Source organism: Lentzea cavernae (genome assembly GCF_014653695.1).
GTDB classification, from domain to species: Bacteria; Actinomycetota; Actinomycetes; order Mycobacteriales; family Pseudonocardiaceae; genus Lentzea; species Lentzea cavernae.
In genome coordinates, this window is record NZ_BNAR01000007.1 from 37715 (window position 1) to 54780 (window position 17066).

The 17066-nt window shown below is 70.1% G+C and carries 20 protein-coding genes; 8 read left to right on the plus strand and 12 right to left on the minus strand.

Going from position 1 to position 17066, the window contains the following annotated elements; translation table 11 throughout:
• Positions 1 to 5: 5 nt before the first annotated feature.
• From IE307_RS23100 to IE307_RS23120, 5 genes are read right to left on the minus strand one after another with little or no spacing between them, the layout of a single operon-like run.
• On the minus strand, positions 6 to 1223 hold the full coding sequence (locus IE307_RS23100) for an MFS transporter (RefSeq protein ID WP_268250402.1): 1218 nt from the start codon (positions 1221 to 1223) through the stop codon (positions 6 to 8).
• Positions 1208 to 1882, minus strand: a complete 675-nt coding sequence (locus IE307_RS23105) for a uracil-DNA glycosylase (RefSeq protein WP_191300977.1) — start codon at positions 1880 to 1882, stop codon at positions 1208 to 1210. The genes IE307_RS23100 and IE307_RS23105 overlap by 16 nt, the downstream gene beginning before the upstream one ends.
• Before the next feature lie 20 nt (positions 1883 to 1902).
• Positions 1903 to 2424, minus strand: coding sequence for a gamma carbonic anhydrase family protein (locus IE307_RS23110; RefSeq protein WP_191300979.1), 522 nt, complete (start codon positions 2422 to 2424; stop codon positions 1903 to 1905).
• Between the two features lie 10 nt (positions 2425 to 2434).
• Complete coding sequence (locus IE307_RS23115; RefSeq protein ID WP_229904993.1) at positions 2435 to 2890, minus strand: GNAT family N-acetyltransferase; 456 nt, start codon at positions 2888 to 2890, stop codon at positions 2435 to 2437.
• Positions 2891 to 2900: 10 nt separating this feature from the next.
• Complete coding sequence (locus tag IE307_RS23120; protein WP_229904994.1) at positions 2901 to 3869, minus strand: thiamine-phosphate kinase; 969 nt, start codon at positions 3867 to 3869, stop codon at positions 2901 to 2903.
• A 97-nt stretch (positions 3870 to 3966) separates the two neighbouring features.
• Here IE307_RS23120 and IE307_RS23125 point away from each other — a divergent pair, with 97 nt between their 5' ends.
• Positions 3967 to 4200, plus strand: coding sequence for an Lrp/AsnC ligand binding domain-containing protein (locus IE307_RS23125; RefSeq protein WP_090008449.1), 234 nt, complete (start codon positions 3967 to 3969; stop codon positions 4198 to 4200).
• A 19-nt stretch (positions 4201 to 4219) separates the two neighbouring features.
• Positions 4220 to 4783, plus strand: coding sequence for a DUF3515 domain-containing protein (locus tag IE307_RS23130; RefSeq protein WP_229904995.1), 564 nt, complete (start codon positions 4220 to 4222; stop codon positions 4781 to 4783).
• Here IE307_RS23130 and IE307_RS23135 read toward each other — a convergent pair.
• A complete protein-coding gene (locus IE307_RS23135) occupies positions 4780 to 5829 on the minus strand; it encodes a D-alanine--D-alanine ligase family protein (RefSeq protein WP_191300981.1) in 1050 nt (349 codons plus the stop codon). The two genes, IE307_RS23130 and IE307_RS23135, sit on opposite strands and share 4 nt — an antisense overlap.
• A 57-nt stretch (positions 5830 to 5886) precedes the next feature.
• On the opposite strand from IE307_RS23135, the gene IE307_RS23140 reads away from it, so the two are divergent.
• Complete coding sequence (locus tag IE307_RS23140) at positions 5887 to 6834, plus strand: GNAT family N-acetyltransferase (RefSeq protein ID WP_191300983.1); 948 nt, start codon at positions 5887 to 5889, stop codon at positions 6832 to 6834.
• Here IE307_RS23140 and pdxR read toward each other — a convergent pair.
• Positions 6818 to 8188, minus strand: coding sequence for a MocR-like pyridoxine biosynthesis transcription factor PdxR (pdxR, locus tag IE307_RS23145; protein WP_191300985.1), 1371 nt, complete (start codon positions 8186 to 8188; stop codon positions 6818 to 6820). The two genes, IE307_RS23140 and pdxR, sit on opposite strands and share 17 nt — an antisense overlap.
• 68 nt (positions 8189 to 8256) lie before the next feature.
• On the opposite strand from pdxR, the gene IE307_RS23150 reads away from it, so the two are divergent.
• The gene (locus IE307_RS23150; RefSeq protein ID WP_191300987.1) at positions 8257 to 8901 is read left to right on the plus strand and encodes a pyridoxamine 5'-phosphate oxidase family protein; all 645 of its coding nucleotides are present in this window, start codon (positions 8257 to 8259) and stop codon (positions 8899 to 8901) included.
• Here the strand turns inward: IE307_RS23150 and IE307_RS23155 are convergent.
• The 4 genes from IE307_RS23155 to IE307_RS23170 form a co-directional block, all read right to left on the minus strand.
• Positions 8882 to 9340: a cysteine dioxygenase gene (locus IE307_RS23155; RefSeq protein WP_191300989.1), complete on the minus strand. Its 459-nt coding sequence runs from the start codon at positions 9338 to 9340 to the stop codon at positions 8882 to 8884. The genes IE307_RS23150 and IE307_RS23155 overlap by 20 nt on opposite strands.
• 119 nt (positions 9341 to 9459) lie before the next feature.
• Positions 9460 to 10527, minus strand: coding sequence for a cystathionine gamma-lyase (locus tag IE307_RS23160; RefSeq protein ID WP_191300990.1), 1068 nt, complete (start codon positions 10525 to 10527; stop codon positions 9460 to 9462).
• Positions 10524 to 11534 (minus strand): NAD(P)H-dependent glycerol-3-phosphate dehydrogenase, encoded by a 1011-nt coding sequence (locus tag IE307_RS23165; RefSeq protein ID WP_191300993.1) that lies wholly within the window; start codon positions 11532 to 11534, stop codon positions 10524 to 10526. The genes IE307_RS23160 and IE307_RS23165 overlap by 4 nt, the downstream gene beginning before the upstream one ends.
• Position 11535: 1 nt before the next feature.
• Positions 11536 to 12240 carry a lysophospholipid acyltransferase family protein gene (locus tag IE307_RS23170; RefSeq protein WP_229904996.1) on the minus strand — a complete coding sequence of 235 codons (705 nt, stop codon included), beginning with the start codon at positions 12238 to 12240 and terminating at the stop codon, positions 11536 to 11538.
• A 77-nt stretch (positions 12241 to 12317) separates the two neighbouring features.
• Here IE307_RS23170 and cofC point away from each other — a divergent pair, with 77 nt between their 5' ends.
• The 4 genes from cofC to IE307_RS23190 all read left to right on the plus strand — a co-directional run bounded on the left by cofC (position 12318) and on the right by IE307_RS23190 (position 15491).
• Positions 12318 to 12941 carry a 2-phospho-L-lactate guanylyltransferase gene (cofC, locus tag IE307_RS23175; RefSeq protein ID WP_191300995.1) on the plus strand — a complete coding sequence of 208 codons (624 nt, stop codon included), beginning with the start codon at positions 12318 to 12320 and terminating at the stop codon, positions 12939 to 12941.
• A gap of 53 nt (positions 12942 to 12994) precedes the next feature.
• Positions 12995 to 13969: a hypothetical protein gene (locus IE307_RS23180; protein ID WP_191300997.1), complete on the plus strand. Its 975-nt coding sequence runs from the start codon at positions 12995 to 12997 to the stop codon at positions 13967 to 13969.
• 7 nt (positions 13970 to 13976) lie between these two features.
• The gene (locus IE307_RS23185) at positions 13977 to 14129 is read left to right on the plus strand and encodes a hypothetical protein (RefSeq protein ID WP_191300999.1); all 153 of its coding nucleotides are present in this window, start codon (positions 13977 to 13979) and stop codon (positions 14127 to 14129) included.
• Positions 14130 to 14324: 195 nt separating this feature from the next.
• On the plus strand, positions 14325 to 15491 hold the full coding sequence (locus tag IE307_RS23190) for an acyltransferase family protein (protein ID WP_191301001.1): 1167 nt from the start codon (positions 14325 to 14327) through the stop codon (positions 15489 to 15491).
• On the opposite strand, the gene IE307_RS23195 is transcribed toward IE307_RS23190, so the two are convergent.
• A complete protein-coding gene (locus IE307_RS23195) occupies positions 15413 to 16945 on the minus strand; it encodes an LVIVD repeat-containing protein (RefSeq protein ID WP_191301003.1) in 1533 nt (510 codons plus the stop codon). The two genes, IE307_RS23190 and IE307_RS23195, sit on opposite strands and share 79 nt — an antisense overlap.
• Between the last annotated feature and the right edge of the window lie 121 nt (positions 16946 to 17066).

Genomic DNA, 17066 nt, shown 5'->3' on the forward strand with positions numbered 1-17066 from the left:
CGTTTTTAGTGTGAGGAGAGCCCGGCTTCGGCCGGGCTCTTTTCGCGTTTCAGGGCCAGGCGCACGAACACCAGGCACGCGACACCACTGAGCAACGCCCCGGTGCCGCCGAGCGCGAACACCGCCTGCGGACCCACCACCAGCAGCAACCCTCCCGCAGCGGCCGTCCCGAGCAGGTTCGCGCCGATCACCATCGACCCGACCGCGGCGAACGCCCGTCCGCGCATCTCCTCAGGTGTGCGCAACCGCACGATGGCGTTCAGCGCCACGTTGTGGACGCCGTTCGACACACCGCCGATGGCCCAGCCCGTCCCCGCCGCGACGACGAACGGCAACGTCGCCGGAACCAGCACGCCGACACCCGTGGTGATCGCGGCGACAGCGATCGCGTGCACCACCTGGGACACCGTCTCGAGCCGCGCCGCCAGCCGGTTGCCGACGAGAATTCCGGTCATCCAGCACGCCTGCATCGCACCAAGCATGAACTCGTCGCCGTGCAGCACGTACCGCACAAACGCGGGATCAGCGACGTTGATCACCACCACAGCACCGACGCAGAACGCCAGCCCGATGATCGACGCGAACAGCACGGAGTCCCGCCGCACGTGCCGGATGCCCGCGAGCGCACTGGGCCGCGTCTCGTGCGTGCCGGACGGCCGGCGTTCCGAGCGCACGAACGCGAGCAGCGCCGCGTAGGCGAGGAAAGTGCCGCCGTCGATCAGCAACGCGACGGGGTGGCCGAAGATCCCGGCGAGCAACGCACCCCCGGTGACGCCCGCCATGCTGCCGAGACTGCGCCCGGTGCTGAGCCACGCGTACCCCCGCGTCGCTTCTTCCTCACCGGCGATGTGCGGCACGAGAGCGGAGATGCAGGGCTGCGCCACCGCACGGCCACAGCCGGAGAGCAACACCAGCGCCACCACGAACGCGGGCTGCCCCATCAACGGTGCGATGGCCGCGATCGCGACGCCCTGGCACAGCAGGGCGGTGATCAGCAGGCGGCGGTTGGGAAAGCGGTCGACGAGCACACCGGCGAGGGGCGCGCCGAGCACGAACGGGAGCAGTTCGGCGACGAGGACAGCGGCGACCAGCAAAGGGCTGATCGGCGTCGCCCAGAAGAGCAGGACCAGTGTCGACAACGCGTTGCCGAACTCGCTGACGGCCGCACCGGCGGCCGTCAGCGTCAGATCGCGTCTGGCACGGACAACTACGGGAGCTTCCAGTCGATCGGCTCGGCGCCCTGCTTCTCGAGCAGCTCGTTGGCGCGGCTGAACGGCTTCGAACCGAAGAACCCGGAGTGCGCGGACAACGGCGACGGGTGCGCGGACTCGATGGCGGGCAACGGTTCCAGCAGCGGACGCAGGTTGCGCGCGTTGCGGCCCCACAGGATGGAGACCAGAGGTGCGTCACGGGCGGCGAGAGCCTTGATCGCCTGTTCCGTGACGGCCTCCCAGCCCTTGCCCTGGTGGGAGTTCGCCTTGCCGGGCTGCACGGTGAGCGCCCTGTTGAGCAGCAGGACACCGCGCTCGGACCACGGCGTCAGGTCGCCGTTGGACGGAATGGGATGACCGAGGTCCTCCGCGTATTCCTTGTAGATGTTGATGAGCGACTTGGGAATGGGACGGACGTCCGGCGCGACCGAGAACGACAGGCCGACCGCGTGGCCGGGCGTCGGGTACGGGTCCTGGCCGACGATCAGCACCTTCACCTGGTGGAACGGCTGCTGGAAGGCACGCAGCACGTTCTCCCCCGCGGGGAGGTAGGTGCGACCGGCGGACACCTCCGCGCGCAGGAACTCACCCATGGCGGCGATCTGGTCAGCAACGGGGGCGAGAGCTTCAGCCCAACCGGCTTCGACAACTTCGTTGAGGGGACGAGCCACGGCTGTGAACCCTATCTCACTCAATCGAGCCGACGGAGCTTCTCCCGGTACAAAGCGATGTTCTGAACGTATTTCTCGACGATGAACGCCCAGGCCTGTTCCGGCACAACGTGTCCGGGGCGCTCGCGGGCGGGAACGCCCAGCACCATCGTGCGTTCGCGGACGTGGCCGTCGAACGAGACCACCGCGCCGGCGCCGACGATCGCGCCCTTCTCGACGATGGAACCGTTGAGCACCACCGAACCCGAGGCGATCAGGCAGTCGTCCGCGACGGTGGCGCCCTCGATGTGGACGTTGTGGCCGATGACGCACGACGAGCCGATGTGCACCGGGTGGACCTCGGTGCAGTGGACGACCGTGCCGTCCTGGATCGACGTGCGCTCGTCGATCACGATGCGCCCGTAGTCGCCGCGCAGCACGGCCTGCGGCCACACCGACGAGAAAGCACCGATGCGCACGTCGCCGATCACCGTCGCGTCCGGGTGGACGTACGCGTCCGGGTGGATCTGCGGCGTGTAGTCCCCCAGCGCGTAGATGGCCATGCGCCTGAACCTACAACGGCTTCCCGAAGCAGCGACTGTCCGGGTGGTCGCGGTACACGCCGAAGTTGCCGATCGGCGAATAACCGCTGGACGTGTACAGGCTGATCGCCTCGGGCTGCTTCATCCCGGTCTCCAGCACCATCCGCTCGAGGCCCGCTTCCCGCGCGGTGACCTCCAGGTGCGCGAGCACGAGCCGGGACAGGCCCCTGCCGCGGGCGGAGTCGACCACGTACATCCGCTTGATCTCGGCGGCGCCTTCCAGCTCGTCGTTCACCCGCCAGCCGCCGCACGCGACGGGCACGCCGTCGAGGTAGCCGATGACGAAGTAGCCGAGCGGCGCGGTGAACTGCGCCGGGTCGACGGGCGTGGCGTCGACGTCGCCGTAGCGCTCGACGTAGACCTGCTGGAGGTCGTCGATCATCTTGACCGAGTCCGGATGGTCATACGTGCGCGTGCATAGTTCCACGGCGTGAATCCTACGCCCGCCAGTGCTCCCAGCCAGGAGGTTTTTCGTAGACCCTGCCGTCGACCGTCACACCCGCGCCCGCGCGGACCGTGCCGATCGTCGTCCAGTTCGGAGGAACGGCCTTGGGGCCGGGGAACGTCGCCGCGAGGGCGTGGTCCTCGCCTCCCGTCAGCGCCCAGTGCCGCGCGTCACCGCCGAGCGCCGAGGCGACGTCGAGCAGGCGCGGGTGCAACGGCAGCAGTTCGGTTCGGACGTCGATCGCGACGCCCGAGGAGTCCGCGATGTGGCCGAGGTCCTGCAGCAGTCCGTCCGAGACGTCGATCATCGACGTGGCGCCGGCCTCCGCGGCCCTGGGGCCCTCCTCGTACGGCGGCTCCGGGGTGCGCTGGGCGTTCACGATGCCCACGGGGGAACGGAATCCGCGGCCGAGGACGGCCAGGCCCGCGGCGGCCCAGCCGAGCCTCCCGGTGACCGCGACGACGTCCCCGACGAGCGCTCCGGACCTCGTGATCGGCTCGAGCCCGTTCATGTCCCCCATGGCGGTGATGGAGATCACGAGCGTGGCGGAGCTGACCATGTCGCCGCCGACGATGCCCGCGCCGGCCTTCGCCGACTCCTCCCACAGCCCCGCCATGATCCCCTGCACGACCGACGCCGGGGTGTCCGCGGGACACGCGAAACCGACGAGCAGAGCGGACGGCAACGCTCCCATCGCGACGACGTCGGCGAGGTTCACCGCGGCCGCTTTTCGGCCCACCTGCTCGGGACTGGACCAGTCGAGTCTGAAGTGGACACCCTCGACCAGGACGTCCATCGACGCGACGACCCGTCCGTCCGGGACGGCGACCACGGCCGCGTCGTCACCGGGACCGAGGATCGTCGTCTCCGGCTGCGCCCGACCGGCCGTCACCCGGTGGATGAGGTTGAACTCACCCACGTCGGCGACCGTCTCCGCGTCGCGCGGCGGCTCCGGACGCAAAGTTGCCTCCCAATCTGAGCATTCGGAACCCCAACTGGGGTACGTTGCGTGACACGTTCCTACCTCGACCCAACCTGTCGCGACGAAGGGGCACGCCGTGGTGCATGCATACATCCTCATCCAGACCGAGGTCGGCAAGGCCGCCGCAGTCGCCTCCGAGATCTCCGGAATCACCGGGGTAGCAACCGCAGAAGACGTCACCGGTCCTTACGACGTCATCGTGCGCGCCGAAGCGGAGACCGTCGACCAGCTCGGCCAGCTCGTGGTCGCGCGCATCCAGAACGTCGAAGGCATCACCCGGACGTTGACCTGCCCGGTGGTGCATCTCTAGCTCGTGCTGTCATAGCCGGGTGACTCAGCAGGAAACCACGTCGGCGTTGTCCCGGCCGCTGATCGCGGCGGTCGGGCTCGCCGTCGTGCTCGCCATCGGTGTGGCCGGCCTCGGTCTGTGGCTGGGCACCGGTAACCAGTCCGAAGACGTGCCCGGTCGCACGGGTCCCCTCGCGCTGGTCTCGATCGACGCCCCGGACGCCGGCTCTCCGACGTGCACGACGCTGGTCGAGAAGCTGCCGGTGGGACTGCCGTCCGGGAAGGACATGCTGTCGCGCCGGGAACTCGCCTCGCCCGCCCCCACCGCCACGGTCGCGTGGGGTGACGCCCAACACGATCCGGTGGTTCTGCGCTGCGGCCTGCCGCGGCCGGCCGAGCTGTCGGCGACCTCGCAGCTGCGAGTGATCTCCGACGTGCAGTGGCTCGAGCTGCCCGGCTCCGGCAGCTCCACGTGGGTGATCGTCGACCGCGCCGCGTACGTGGCGCTGACGGTGCCCGGCGAAGCGGGCACCGGACCGTTGCAGGACATCTCCACGACCGTGCGCGACCTCCTGCCGAAGCAGCCGGTCAGGACAGCGCCCTAGCGCAGACCCGAACCGCGCGCGATCGCCGTCTCGATCAACGTGGTCAGCAGCGTCGCGAAGTCGATGCCCGTCGCGTCCCACGCCTTGGGGTACATGGAAATCGGCGTGAAGCCGGGCATGGTGTTGAGCTCGTTGACGATCAGCTCGTTCTGCTCGGTCAGGAAGAAGTCCACCCTGGACAGTCCCTGGCAGTCGAGCGCCTTGAACGCGGTGACGGCGAGCTCGCGCACCCGCGCGGTGAGGTCGTCGTCGAGCTTCGCCGGGATGTCGGCCTCGTAGGAGTCGTTGACGTACTTGGCGTCGAAGTCGTACCAGTCGGCGCCCGTGCCGGTCGGGCGCAGCTCGGCCGGCAGCGAGGCCTCGACGCGGCCGTCCGGGAACTCCAGCACCGCGAGCTCGATCTCGCGGGGGTTCGCGACGGCGGCCTCGACGATGACCTTGGGGTCGTGCTGGCGCGCCTCGAAGATCGCCGCGTCCAGGTCGTCCCAGTCGTCGACCTTGGAGATGCCGACGGACGACCCGGCGCGCGACGGCTTCACGAACACCGGCAGGCCGAGGTGCTCGCGCTCGTCGAGCGTCAGCGTCTTCGCCGAACGGTCGAGAGCGACGAACCTGCCGACGTTCAGGCCCTCGGCCTGGAGGATCTTCTTGGCGAAGACCTTGTCCATCGCGGCCGCCGAAGCGAACACGCCGGGTCCGACGTAGGGGAGGCCACCGAGTTCGAGCAGCCCCTGGATCGTGCCGTCCTCACCCCACGCGCCGTGCAGCAGCGGGAAGACGACGTCGACGTCCTTGAGCGCCTGGCCCGGCTCGATCGCGGTGACGGTCTGGTTGCGCAACGTCGGGAGGTTGCCCGCGCCGGCCTCGAGCGCGTTCGGGTCCGTGCCGAGTGCCCACTGCCCCTGCGGTGTGATGCCGACCGGCACCACCTCGAACCGGTCCGCGTCCAGGTAGGGCAGGACGCTCTTGGCGGACTGGCAGGAGACCTCGTGCTCGGAGCTGCGGCCGCCGAAGACCACGGCCACCCTCGTCTTGCGCTGCGTCATGCCGGGGACCCTACCCGTTTGGGCGATTGTCCTTACCCGCCAGTTAGCCTCGCCCGCGTGCTGGAGATCAAACCGCTCGACCTGGACGACGAGGCCGCGGTCCACGCCTACGCCGACGTCCGGACGGCCGCGCATCCGGACTCGGTCAGGGAACGTGTGATCGCGTCGCTGCGAGCACCGAGCCCCGATTTCGGCGAGGTGGTCCGACTCGTCGCACGCCGTGGCGGTGAGGGCGTCGGCATCACCTCGGTGGGTCTGCTCGGCGGAGTGAACGCACAGTTGGCGGTCGGTCCGATCACCGTGCACCCGGCCTACCGCCGGCAGGGTGTCGGCACCGCGTTGCTCGACGCGCTGCTGCCTGAGTTGCGCGACCGCGGCTGCACGGCGTTCGAGAGCTGGGGTGTGGTCAAGGACAGCGCGGGTGAGCATTGGGCGATGGCGCGCGGGTTCCGCATCGCCGCGGTCAGGACCATGCAGCGGTTGACGGTCTCCGAAGCCGTCGCGCACGCGGTCGCGCCGGCCGGTTACCGGGTGGAGCAGTGGGTCGGTGCGACGCCCGAACCCCTTCTGGAGTCGGTGGCCCGCACCCGGCAGTCGATCAAGGACGCACCGGCCACGGCGTCGGCGGTGCGGGCGCCGGAGTGGACGCCGCAGGTCGTGCGAGCCGGGGAGGCCGAGGCGCTGGCGGCCGGGGTCGAGCAGCGCGTCGTCGTCGCGATCGAGGAGGTGGGCGGTCAGGTGGTGGCGCTGACCGACGTGCCGCTGCACCCGTCCGACTCGGCGGACACCCGATGGGGCACCACCGCGGTCACGCCCGCACATCGCGGCCGCGGACTCGGCTTGGCCGTGAAGGCGCACATGGTGCGGTGGCTTCGAGAGGACCGGCCGGAACTCGAACGCATCGACACCGGCACGGACGCGGCCAACGTCCACATGATCCGGGTGAACGAGCAGCTCGGCTTCGTCACGCACCGCGAGGTGGTCGTGGTCAGCCGCTCGTGCTGAGCAGTTCGGTGAGGACGGGCAGCGCGTTCACCAACTGCTCCCGCGAGCACGCGCTGTACCCGATGACGAGCCCGTGCAGCTTGGCCCTGTTGACGTAGTGCCTGGCCAGGCCGTCGACCCGCAGGCCGCGTTCGAGCGCCCGCCTCGTCAGGTCGCGCTCCAGCTCGGCGCCAGGCAGCAGCACCACGACATGCGCGCCCGCGTCGTCGCCGAGCACCTCGATGCCGGCCTCGGCGAACGTGTCGATGATGAGCGCACGCCGTTCGGACAGTTCCCGGCGCAGCTTGCGCAGGTGGCGGCCGAGGTCGCCGGTGCGCGCCAGTTCGACGACGACCCGCTGGCCCGCGGCGGCCGGGCTGGTGCCGGTCAGGTCGCGGTGTTCGAGGACGGTCGTGGCGATGTGCTCCGGTGCGACCATCCAGCCCGCGCCCAGGGTCGGCGTGAGGATCTTGCTCGTGGTGCCGAGGTGGACCACGACGTCGGGTGCCAGGGCGGCCAGCGACGGAAGCGGGGCGACGTCGTAGCGGAGTTCGCCGTCGTAGTCGTCCTCGATGACGAGCCAGCCGTCGCGCCGGGCGCGTTCGACCAGGGCGACCCTGCGCGCGGCGGACATGCGGCCGCCCAGCGGGTACTGGTGCGCGGGTGAGCAGTAGACGGCCTTCACGCCCGCCGGCACGGCGTCCGGGAGCAGGCCCTCGGCGTCGACGGCCGCCTGGACGACGCGCAGGCCGTTGGCCTTGAAGACGCCCACCGCCCGTTGATAACCGGGCTCCTCGACGGCGACGGTGTCGCCGCGCTCGAGCACCGCGACCGCGATCTCGGTCAGCACGGCGGTGGTGCCTCCGGTCGCGAGCACGGGGTCGGCGTTGACGGCGAGGCCGCGGTGGCGCAGCAGGTGTTCGGCGATGACCTCGCGGTAGTCGGGCAGGCCCGCGCGTTCGGGGCGGGACAGCGGGGGCGCGTCCGCGGCGGCGCGCCACGCCCTGCGCCAGGCCGCGCGGTCGAGGCCGCCGGCCCACGGCGCGCCGGTGCCGAGGTCCACGAAGTCGGTGATGGCGGGTGCGACGGGCTTGCGCGAACGCTTGCGCAACGGGCCGGGAGGCGTCGTGGTGACGTAGGTGCCGGAGCCGTGCCGGCCGGCGATCCACCCCTCCGCGTGCAACTGTTCGTAGGCGGCGGCTGTCACCGTGCGGGAGACTCCGAGGGAGTCGGCCAACGCGCGCGTGGACGGCAGGCGGTCGCCCGCGCGAAGGCGGCCCTCCGACGCGGCGGAGCGCAGGGCGTCGGCGAGCTGGACGGCGAGCGGTTCGGCGGACTCGCGGTCCAGCGCCACGGGAAGCGCGGTCTCAGCCAAAGTGGCCTTCTCAAATCGACGAAAGTTGGCACTTCAATGATGCCACTTCCGCGAGCACAGTAGAACCCATGACCACTGACGTGCAGCTCTCCCCCACCGCGCGCAGCACCGTCGTCCGCGGCAAGAAACGAGCCGTCGAAGACCGCCAGGTGCTCTACGACGTCCTCGACGCGGGCATGGTGTGCCATCTCGCCGTCGAGGTCGACGGGGCGCCGTTCCTCATCCCCACCGCGTACGGCCGGGACGGCAACCGCATCTTCCTGCACGGGTCGACGGGCTCACGGTCCATCAGGAGCATGATCGAGGGCAAGCCGGTTTGTGTCGCGGTCACGCTCGTGGACGGCGTCGTCTACTCGCGGTCGGTGTTCCACCACTCGATGAACTACCGGTCGGCGATCATCCACGCCACGGCGAAGATCGCCGAGGACCCCGAGCACGCGCTGAAGGTCATCGTCGAGCACGTCACGCCGGGCAGCTGGGACTACGCGCGCAGCCCGTCCAAGAAGGAGATGGCGCAGACGGTCGCGCTGGAGATCGACCTGACCGAGGCGAGCGTCAAGGTGCGCGCCGGCGGCCCCGGTGAGGAGCCGTCCGACCTCGAAGCGAACCTGGTGTGGGCAGGGCACATGCCACTCGTCACGACGTGGGGCGCGCCGGTGCCGCACGAGACGGACAGGGCGATCCCGCCGCACGTCAGCGAACGGGGCCGTTGACCGGGTCGTAGTGGTACGGGGTCATGGCGCGGGTGCCGTGGCGGTAGACGTGGATCGACACGGCCGGATCCACACCGTCGTTGCGCACCTGGTGCACGTAACCAGGGCCCCACACCCGCGACTGTCCGGTGCGCAGCGAGTGCACGACCTGGATCTTCGTGGTCACGACCTCGGTCAGCAGGCCGCTGACCACGGTGAACGCACCCGAGGTGTGGTCGTGGTCGTGCAGCGACGCGGTCTGACCGGGGAGCCAGCTCATCAGCCAGATCTCCTGGTCGTCGGTCTTGTCGACCAACGCCGAGAAGCGCTCCTCCATGTCGTAGCGGAGCAGGTGCTTCCAGCGGTCGCGGTCGGCCGCCCACGCCAAAGCCACCCGGACGGGGTGCAGCAGCGCGGAGTTCTCAGGCAGAACGAGGCTGTTCTCAGGAACGGCGAACATCGGGAGAAAGGTCCTTACCAGGCGAGTGCGCGAAAAGAGGACGCGGGACTATCGCCAGGTACAACAGCAACATGCGTTGAAGGACATGGAGCAGAGGGTCCCGAAGTCGGGACCCTCCGTCAATCCAGTCCCAAGGCGTGGGACACGTCCGCGACCAGGTCGCGCGTGTCCTCGCAGCCGGCCGAGAAGCGCACCAGGCCCTCCGGCACCGGGTCGCCGAACTGGGCGCGCCGGTCCGCGGTCGAGTGCAGGCCGCCGAACGACGTCGCCGCCGACACGAGCTTCGAGCGCGCCAGGAACTCGTCGACCGCCTCGACCGACTCGAGCTCGAACGTCAGCACGCCGTTGAAGCGCCGCATCTGCTGCGCCGCCACGAGGTACGAGGGGTCGTCCGACGCCCCCGGCCAGCGCAGTCCCGCGACACGGCCCTTCAGCAGCTCGTAGATCGCCGCCGCGTTCTCCGCCTGCCGCGCGAGCCGCAGGTCGAGGGTTCCCAGGCCGCGCAACGCGAGCCACGTCTCGAACGGGCCGGGGATGGCGCCGTTCAGCGTCCGCGCGTCACGGACCCGGGTCGCCAGCTCGGAGGACGCCAGCGTCACGTGTCCGAAGAGGACGTCGCTGTGGCCGGCGACGGCCTTGGTGTCCGACGCCACCACGACGTCCGCGCCCAGCTCCAGCGGCCGTTGCCCGAGCGGCGTCGCGGTCGTGTTGTCCACGGCCAGCAACGCGCCCGCGGCGTGCGCCTGCGCGGCCAGCTCCGCGATGTCGCACACGTCGAGGCCGGGGTTAGACGGTGTCTCCAGCAGGACGAGCTTCACGCCCTCGAAGGACGGGTACGGCCCCGCCGTGGGCACCTCGACCACGTTCACGTCCATTTCGGACACGAACTTCCTCGTCAGGAAGTACCCGTCCGAGGGAACGACGAGGGTGTCCCCAGTGGACAGCACCGCCCGCAGCAACGTCGAGATCGCCGCCATGCCGGACGGGAAGACGACGCACTCGCCGCCTTCCAGCGACCCCAGCGCGTCTTCCAGCGCACGCCAGGTCGGGTTGCCCGCGCGGGCGTAGTAGTCCTGGCCGCCCAGGTGGAACGCCGACGCGAACACCGGCTGCGCGCCGAACGGTTCGCCCGGCGCGCCCTGGGTCGCGTGCACGACCCGCGTGCCGTCACCGAGTTCGGGGGTCACTGGCGCTCGTGCTTCCGGTCGCGGCCCAGCAGCGCGGCACCGAGCTCGCGCACGCCCAGACCGTCGTGGCAGACCTGGTGGACGCCTTCGGTGATCGGCATGTCGACCCCGTGCGCCGCCGCGAGTTCGCGGATCGACGAGCAGGACTTCACGCCCTCGGCGACCTGTCCGTGCGCGGCCTCCTGCGCCTGCGCGAGGGTGTCGCCCTTGCCGAGCCGCTCGCCGAAGGACCGGTTGCGCGACAACGGCGACGCGCACGTCGCCACGAGGTCGCCCAGCCCGGCGAGACCCGCGAACGTCAGCGGGTCCGCGCCCAGCGCCGCGCCCAGCCGTGCCGTCTCGGCCAGGCCGCGCGTGATGATCGACGCCATCGTGTTGTCGCCGTAGCCCATGCCCGCCGCCATGCCGCACGCCAGCGCGATGACGTTCTTGCACGCCCCGCCCAGCTCGCAGCCGACCACGTCGGTGTTGGTGTACGGGCGGAAGTACGAGTTCGAGCACGCGTGCTGCAGGTCGACCGCGCGGTCGTGGTCGATGCACGCGATGACCGTCGCGGTCGGCTGCTCGACGGCGATCTCCTTGGCCAGGTTCGGTCCGGACACCACGGCGACCTGCGACTCGTCGACGCCGGCGACCTCGCGGATCACCTCGCTCATCCGCTTCAGCGTGCCGAGCTCGACTCCCTTGGACAGCGACACCAGGGTCGCGTCCGGCGGGAGGAGCTCCTTCCACGCCGACAGGTTGACCCGCAACGTCTGCGACGGCACGGCCAGCACCACCGCGTCCGCCCCGTCCAGCGCCTTCGCCGGGTCGGAGCTGGCCGAGAGGTTGGCCGGCAACGAGATGCCGGGCAGGTAACCGGAGTTCACGCGGGTCTCGGTGATCTCGGAGGCGACCTCCTGGCGCCGCGCCCACATCACCACCTCGGGCCCGGAGTCCGCGATGACCTTCGCGAAGGCCGTGCCCCACGAACCGGAGCCGAGCACCGCAACACGTTCGATCGCCATGTCAGGCCTTCCTCGGTCCGTAGAAGCCCTCGGGGGCCTGCTCCTGCCGCACCTCGGCGAGCTCGTCCTTGACCGCGCCCATCAGCAGGTCCGTCACCTCGCGCAGCAGCGGGAGCGTCTCCTCCCTGCCGCGGTAGGCGGACAGGTCGATCGGCTCACCGACGGAGTGCGTGATGGTCTTGCGCGGGAACGGCCGGAACTTCTTCTGGTAGTGGTTGTAGAGGTCGAGCGTGCCCCAGCGGGCGACCGGGACGACCGGGCCGTCGTGCTGCAGCGCGAGCCGGGCGACGCCGGTGCGCGAGTTCGCGGGCCAGCCGCCGGGGTCCTTCGTGATCGTCCCCTCCGGGTAGATCACCACGACCTGGCCGGCCGCCAGCGCCGCGTGCGCCGCGCGCAGGCTCTGCTGGGCGTCGGTGGTGCCCCGGTAGACCGGGATCTGCTTCGCGCCCTTGAGGATCGACCCCATGATCGGCACGTTCCACAGGCTGTGCTTCGCCAGGAAGTGCGGCACCCGGTCGTTCTTGTGCACGAACATGGCGTCGTAGCACGGGTCGAGGTGCGAGATGTGGTTCATGACCAGCAGCACGCCGCCTTCGCGCGGGATGCGCTCGCCGTGCACCATCCGATGCCTGCCCAGCACGAACGACATGGGGTAGACGATCGCCGCGGCGACCCCCACCCAGAAGCCGCCCTTCTCCTTGGCCACGTGGCCTCTCCTCACTCCCGACCTGCGCAGACCGCGCCCTGGAGCACAGTAGTCCGCGAATCGTGGACTATGACGAGGTGCGAGACGAAGTCGACCTCCTGGTTCCGGTCAAGACGCTGGACAGGGCCAAGACCAGGCTGACCAGCGCGACCGGCGGAGATCCGGTCTCCCACGCCGCCCTGGCGCTCGCGCTCGCCCTCGACACGGTGAGCGCCGCGATCGCCACACCGGGGGTCCGGCGCGTGGTGACCATCACATCCGATCCGGCCGTCGCGTCCGAGATGGCCGCACTGGGCGTCGAGTCGCTGCCCGAGCCCGCCGAGCCCGGGCTCAACGCGGCGCTGCGGCACGGCGCCCGCACGCTCCGGTCGTCCCGCGTCGGCGCGCTCCAGGCCGACCTGCCCGCGCTCAGGTCCGCCGAGCTGCGGGCCGCGCTCGACGCCGCGGCCGGCCGTCGCGCGTTCGTCCCGGACCGCCAGGGCACCGGCACGACCCTGCTCCTCGCCGCACCCGGCGGGCAGCTGGACCCGAGGTTCGGCGTCGGGTCGGCCGGGCACCACCGCGTCTCCGGTGCCGCCGCGCTGATCGGGCCGTGGCCGTCGCTGCGCTGCGACGTGGACACGGAAGAAGACCTGCGGCTGGCGAACGCGCTCGGTCTCGGCACCCGCACCGCGAACGCCCTGCCCGCCTGGACAACCTGAGCAGTCCCCGCGCGTCTTCCGGGTCACCGGGGTGATCACGACTTGGGAGACTGATGCGAGCGCTCATCGCGCTGGCGGGCGTCACGGCCGTCGCGGGCTGTGTCGCCGCCTATCCGATCGACCGTCCGTCCGACTACACGGCCGAGAGCAATCTGAGCACGTGCCAGGTGGCGTTGCCCCAGGACTGGAAGGACCGGCTGTCCCGCAACAGGACCGAGGCCGGCTCGCACGAGAAGGTCATCGTCGTCGCGGCCAACGAGGACGCCGGCACGACGCTGGTGAAGACGACGCGCAACAGGACCACCGAGCTGGTGCTGCACGACCACGGCAAACGCCAGCAGGTGATGGCCGTGCAGAACGACGGGCAACTGTTCGGCGTCGAGTTCGACGGCCGCTGGGTGACGTTCTCCACGACACCGAACCCCGCGAACCACACCACCACGACCTACGCGTGGGACTCGCGCAACGACGGCGCGCCCGTGCGGATCGGCGACAGCGGTGCCGTGGTGCACAACGGCAAGGCCGCCTGGTCGGACAGCCTCGGCGTGCACGTCTACGACCTGGCGAAGAAGAAGGACAGGGTCGTCGGCCCCGGCAAGAGGCCGGTCTTCCTGGGCGATGCCGTCATCTGGCTGCAGGACGGGAAGTTCCGCGCCGAGGGCGCCGTTCCCGGTCAACTGGCGAACGCGACACCCGGCGACAGCGTGGCGTCGGACGGCCGCACGGTGGTGTGGACGCAGGGCGACGAGCTGCGCGGCTGGCGCGAAGGCTGGACCGAACCGCGTGAGCTGGCCGGGATCAGGTCCGCACCCAGGGGCGAGGGCATCGTGTTCCCGCGGGTCAGCGGCGACTTCGTGTCGTGGCAGTCGCAATCGTCGTACGTCACGGACATGCGCAGCGGCGCGACCATGCACACGTCCGAAGGTTCGTACTGGCTGGAAGTCCACGGTGGGGCGTTGACGCAGCAGGGCTGGCGCGTCGCGGCCGCCGCTCCGCTGTCGGAGCTGTCCGCGTTGTCCGCCTGCTGATGCGGGCGTGCACGAACTCGCACTGCACACACCGGACAGTGCTGCCGTACTCGTCGACGGGAAGTACGAGAAACCCGGCTGGTTGCCGGACGGCGCGGCGTCCGTCTGGACCGGAGGGCACCGGCTGTGCGCGCTCAGGGCTGGGCACGATCGCGCCTGAACACCGAGCGGCTTCCACCCCGCTGACCGGACTTTCCCCTTTGCCCGCCTGCTGACGCAGTGACGAACAACACGAAAGTGTTGGTTTGGGCAACGCAAGGGGGAACCCGGGCACCTTTACATCCGTATCCCCCTACGCCAGACGACGTATCCCCCCGACGTCGTTCCCCGACGCGTTCCCCTGAGGTGTACCTGCATGAGTTCACTGACGCACGCCGACTACCTGGCGCTGCGCCGCTTTCCCGCACTCGACGGCCTGCGCGCCATAGCCGCGGTCCTGGTCGTGTTCTTCCACTACGGCGGCCCCGACTGGCTCCAGGGCTGGGCCGGCGTCCAGATGTTCTTCGTCCTCAGCGGATTCCTGATCACCACGCTGATGCTGCGCGAGGAGCGCAGGACGGGCCGGATCTCCCTTCGTGAGTTCTACCTGCGGCGGGGGTTCCGGATCCTGCCGGTGTACTTCGTGCTGCTGCTCGTCACGGTCGTGGCGTCCGCGGTCGCGGGCACGTTCCTGAGCAACGGCATCGGCTCCGCGCTGCCGTACTTCCTCACGTTCACCAACGAGTTCGCCAGCGCGAGCCCGTTCGGCCAGTCCTGGTCGCTGGGCATCGAGCAGAAGTTCTACCTGGTCTGGCCGCTGGTGGCGATCGCGCTGGGCACCGTCGTGCTGCGACGCCGCGCCGCTGCCGCCGCCCTGGGCATGTTGCTCGCGCTCGTGGTCGTGAACTTCACCGCGTCGCACAGCAACCCCGGCTGGCCGCTGCACTACTTCTCGATCCTGACCGGTGTGCTGCTCGCGATCGCGTTGCACAGCCCGCGCGGGTTCGCGCTGTTGCGGCCGCTCACGAGCAAGGTCGCGCAGGTCCTCGTCGCGATCGGGTTCGTCTGCGTGCACATGAGCGTGAAGCCGATCGCCGGACTCCTCGACGGCATCGGCGGGATCGCCGGTCACGTGCTCGTGATCCCGGTGTACGCGCTCGCGACGGCGGTGCTGCTGACCGCGATGGTCGCGCCCGGACCGGCCACGACCTTCCTGTCCACGAAGCCGATGCAGTTCGTCGGTGAGCGTTCGTACTCGCTCTACCTGGTGCAGACGATCTCCGCGACCGTCATCGCGTTCTTCTGGCCCGACCTGTCCGGCCTCGGTCAGTCCGTCGTGGTCACGGCACTGGGGTTGGCGCTGGCGAGCGTTCTCTACTCGACCGTGGAGATCCCGATGATCAACCTCGGCCGGCGCGTGATCACCCGCCAGCGCGCGAAGACCGCCGTCGAGGACGGCGTCTCTCAGCAGGGTGCGCCGCAGGCTCCCACGCCGCAGTCCGAGTCGTCGCGGCTCGCGACCATCGGGCAGGCCCAGCCGTAGAACGGGTTCGGGGCGAGCGGCACGGGTTCCCGGTCGCTCTCCCTGGCCAGTTCCCTGGCGTGGTGCGCGGTGAGCGTCACGGGAGTGCCGCTCGCCTGCGCGTCGTACGCGCCCTTCTCCAGTTGCAGGATCTCGACCCCGCGCGAGATGTCCGCGACGAACACCGTGCCGCGGTGCCAGTACGGCGCCCACGAGGTCGCGGTGTCCGGCCGCCAGTACCCGATCTGGATCGGCTTGGCGGGGTTGGAGATGTCGAGGAACCGGGTGCCCTGGTTGTACCAGGAGTAGGCCACGATCCTCTTCTGCACGTCGAAGTAGTGCGCGGAGCACGTGACGTCGCCCGGGATCGTGCCCTCCTGGTCGTCCGGGCTCCAGATGCCGACGGTCTTCATCTCCTTCGGCGTCTCGCCCCAGCCCTCACCGTCGTGCGTGCCCTTCAACGACGAGATGACGAACCGGCCCTCGGTCTTGCAGGTGGGAGAACCGAACGCCTCCTCGGTGTGCAGCAGCAACGAGCCCGGCGGGTTCTCCCGCGTGGGCAGCGGACCGTCGAGCAGCGTGCGGCCGACCGGGCGGAACGAGTTGTGCGTGAACGAGGTCGGCATGTCCGCCTTCGGCACCGCGCCGCCCGCGTACGGAACCGGATCCCACGCCTTGGCCTCGCGGTACTTGCCGCTCAACGGGTCTCGGTGCCAGCCCTGCGTGTAGTAGCCGCGGGTGCCGTCGTCGCCCGCCACCCAGGCGATTCCCTGAGCGTCGACCTGGACGTCGTGCGTGATCTTCCCTTCCCCCGCCTTGCCGCGGACGTCGACGGAGACCGGGAGTTCCTTCGGGGTCTTCGGATCGCGGATGTCCGTCACGAAGATCCGGCCGGTCTTGGCGTCCGACCTGTCCAGCCCGGCCGCCCAGAGGAACGAGCAGTCGTTGACGCAGGTGCTCGTGTGACCGGTGTTCTGCCTGTGGAAGCTGAGCACCTTGAGGTCGGCGGGGTCCACAGCGGACACGATGTAGTTGCCGGTCGGGCGGTCGCCGGGCAGCGCGCGGCCGAACGAGTTGACCTCCCGCGCCAGGAACGCGAGCTTGCGCTTGGGGTCGACGTTGATGTCCTCGTTCTCCCAGAAGCGCTTCGTCGGGTCGTCGCCCGGCAGCGCCAGCTCCTCCTTGGTGAGGTGGTCGAGGAGCTTCGGGGAGTCGAGGTCGGAGACGTCGAACGTCTTGAGCCCGGTCTCCATGCTGACGAACGCCACGTCGCGCTTGCCGTACTGGGCGAACGCGATCGAGATGGCCCGTTCGGTACCGGGAAGTGAGGCTTTCAGGCGAACGTTCTTGGCCGCCGCCTGGAGTCGTGGTTCGTCCACCACCGGAGTTCTGGGTTCGGCGGAAGCCGCCGAAGCCAGGCCTGCCGTGGTGAAGGCCAACAGGGTCGCCGCGGTGATCGTGGTGATGACCTTCATGCATCGACCCTGGCAGCGCGCCGGAGCAGGCCAGTAGCGACGAACGTCTAGGGTTCTGCTCCGTGCAGGCGACTGTGTCTACTTTTAACAGCGACGGTTCCGCGACCGTCCTCCGAGATGA

Excerpts from the sequence above, each read along its gene's own strand:
- IE307_RS23110 (WP_191300979.1), bottom strand. The coding sequence starts at position 2,424 with ATGGCCATCTACGCGCTGGGGGACTACACGCCGCAGATCCACCCGGAC.
- IE307_RS23135 (WP_191300981.1), bottom strand. The coding sequence starts at position 5,829 with ATGACGCAGCGCAAGACGAGGGTGGCCGTGGTCTTCGGCGGCCGCAGC.
- IE307_RS23150 (WP_191300987.1), top strand. The coding sequence starts at position 8,257 with ATGACCACTGACGTGCAGCTCTCCCCCACCGCGCGCAGCACCGTCGTC.
- IE307_RS23155 (WP_191300989.1), bottom strand. The coding sequence starts at position 9,340 with ATGTTCGCCGTTCCTGAGAACAGCCTCGTTCTGCCTGAGAACTCCGCG.
- IE307_RS23165 (WP_191300993.1), bottom strand. The coding sequence starts at position 11,534 with ATGGCGATCGAACGTGTTGCGGTGCTCGGCTCCGGTTCGTGGGGCACG.
- IE307_RS23180 (WP_191300997.1), top strand. The coding sequence starts at position 12,995 with ATGCGAGCGCTCATCGCGCTGGCGGGCGTCACGGCCGTCGCGGGCTGT.
- IE307_RS23190 (WP_191301001.1), top strand. The coding sequence starts at position 14,325 with ATGAGTTCACTGACGCACGCCGACTACCTGGCGCTGCGCCGCTTTCCC.
- IE307_RS23195 (WP_191301003.1), bottom strand. The coding sequence starts at position 16,945 with ATGAAGGTCATCACCACGATCACCGCGGCGACCCTGTTGGCCTTCACC.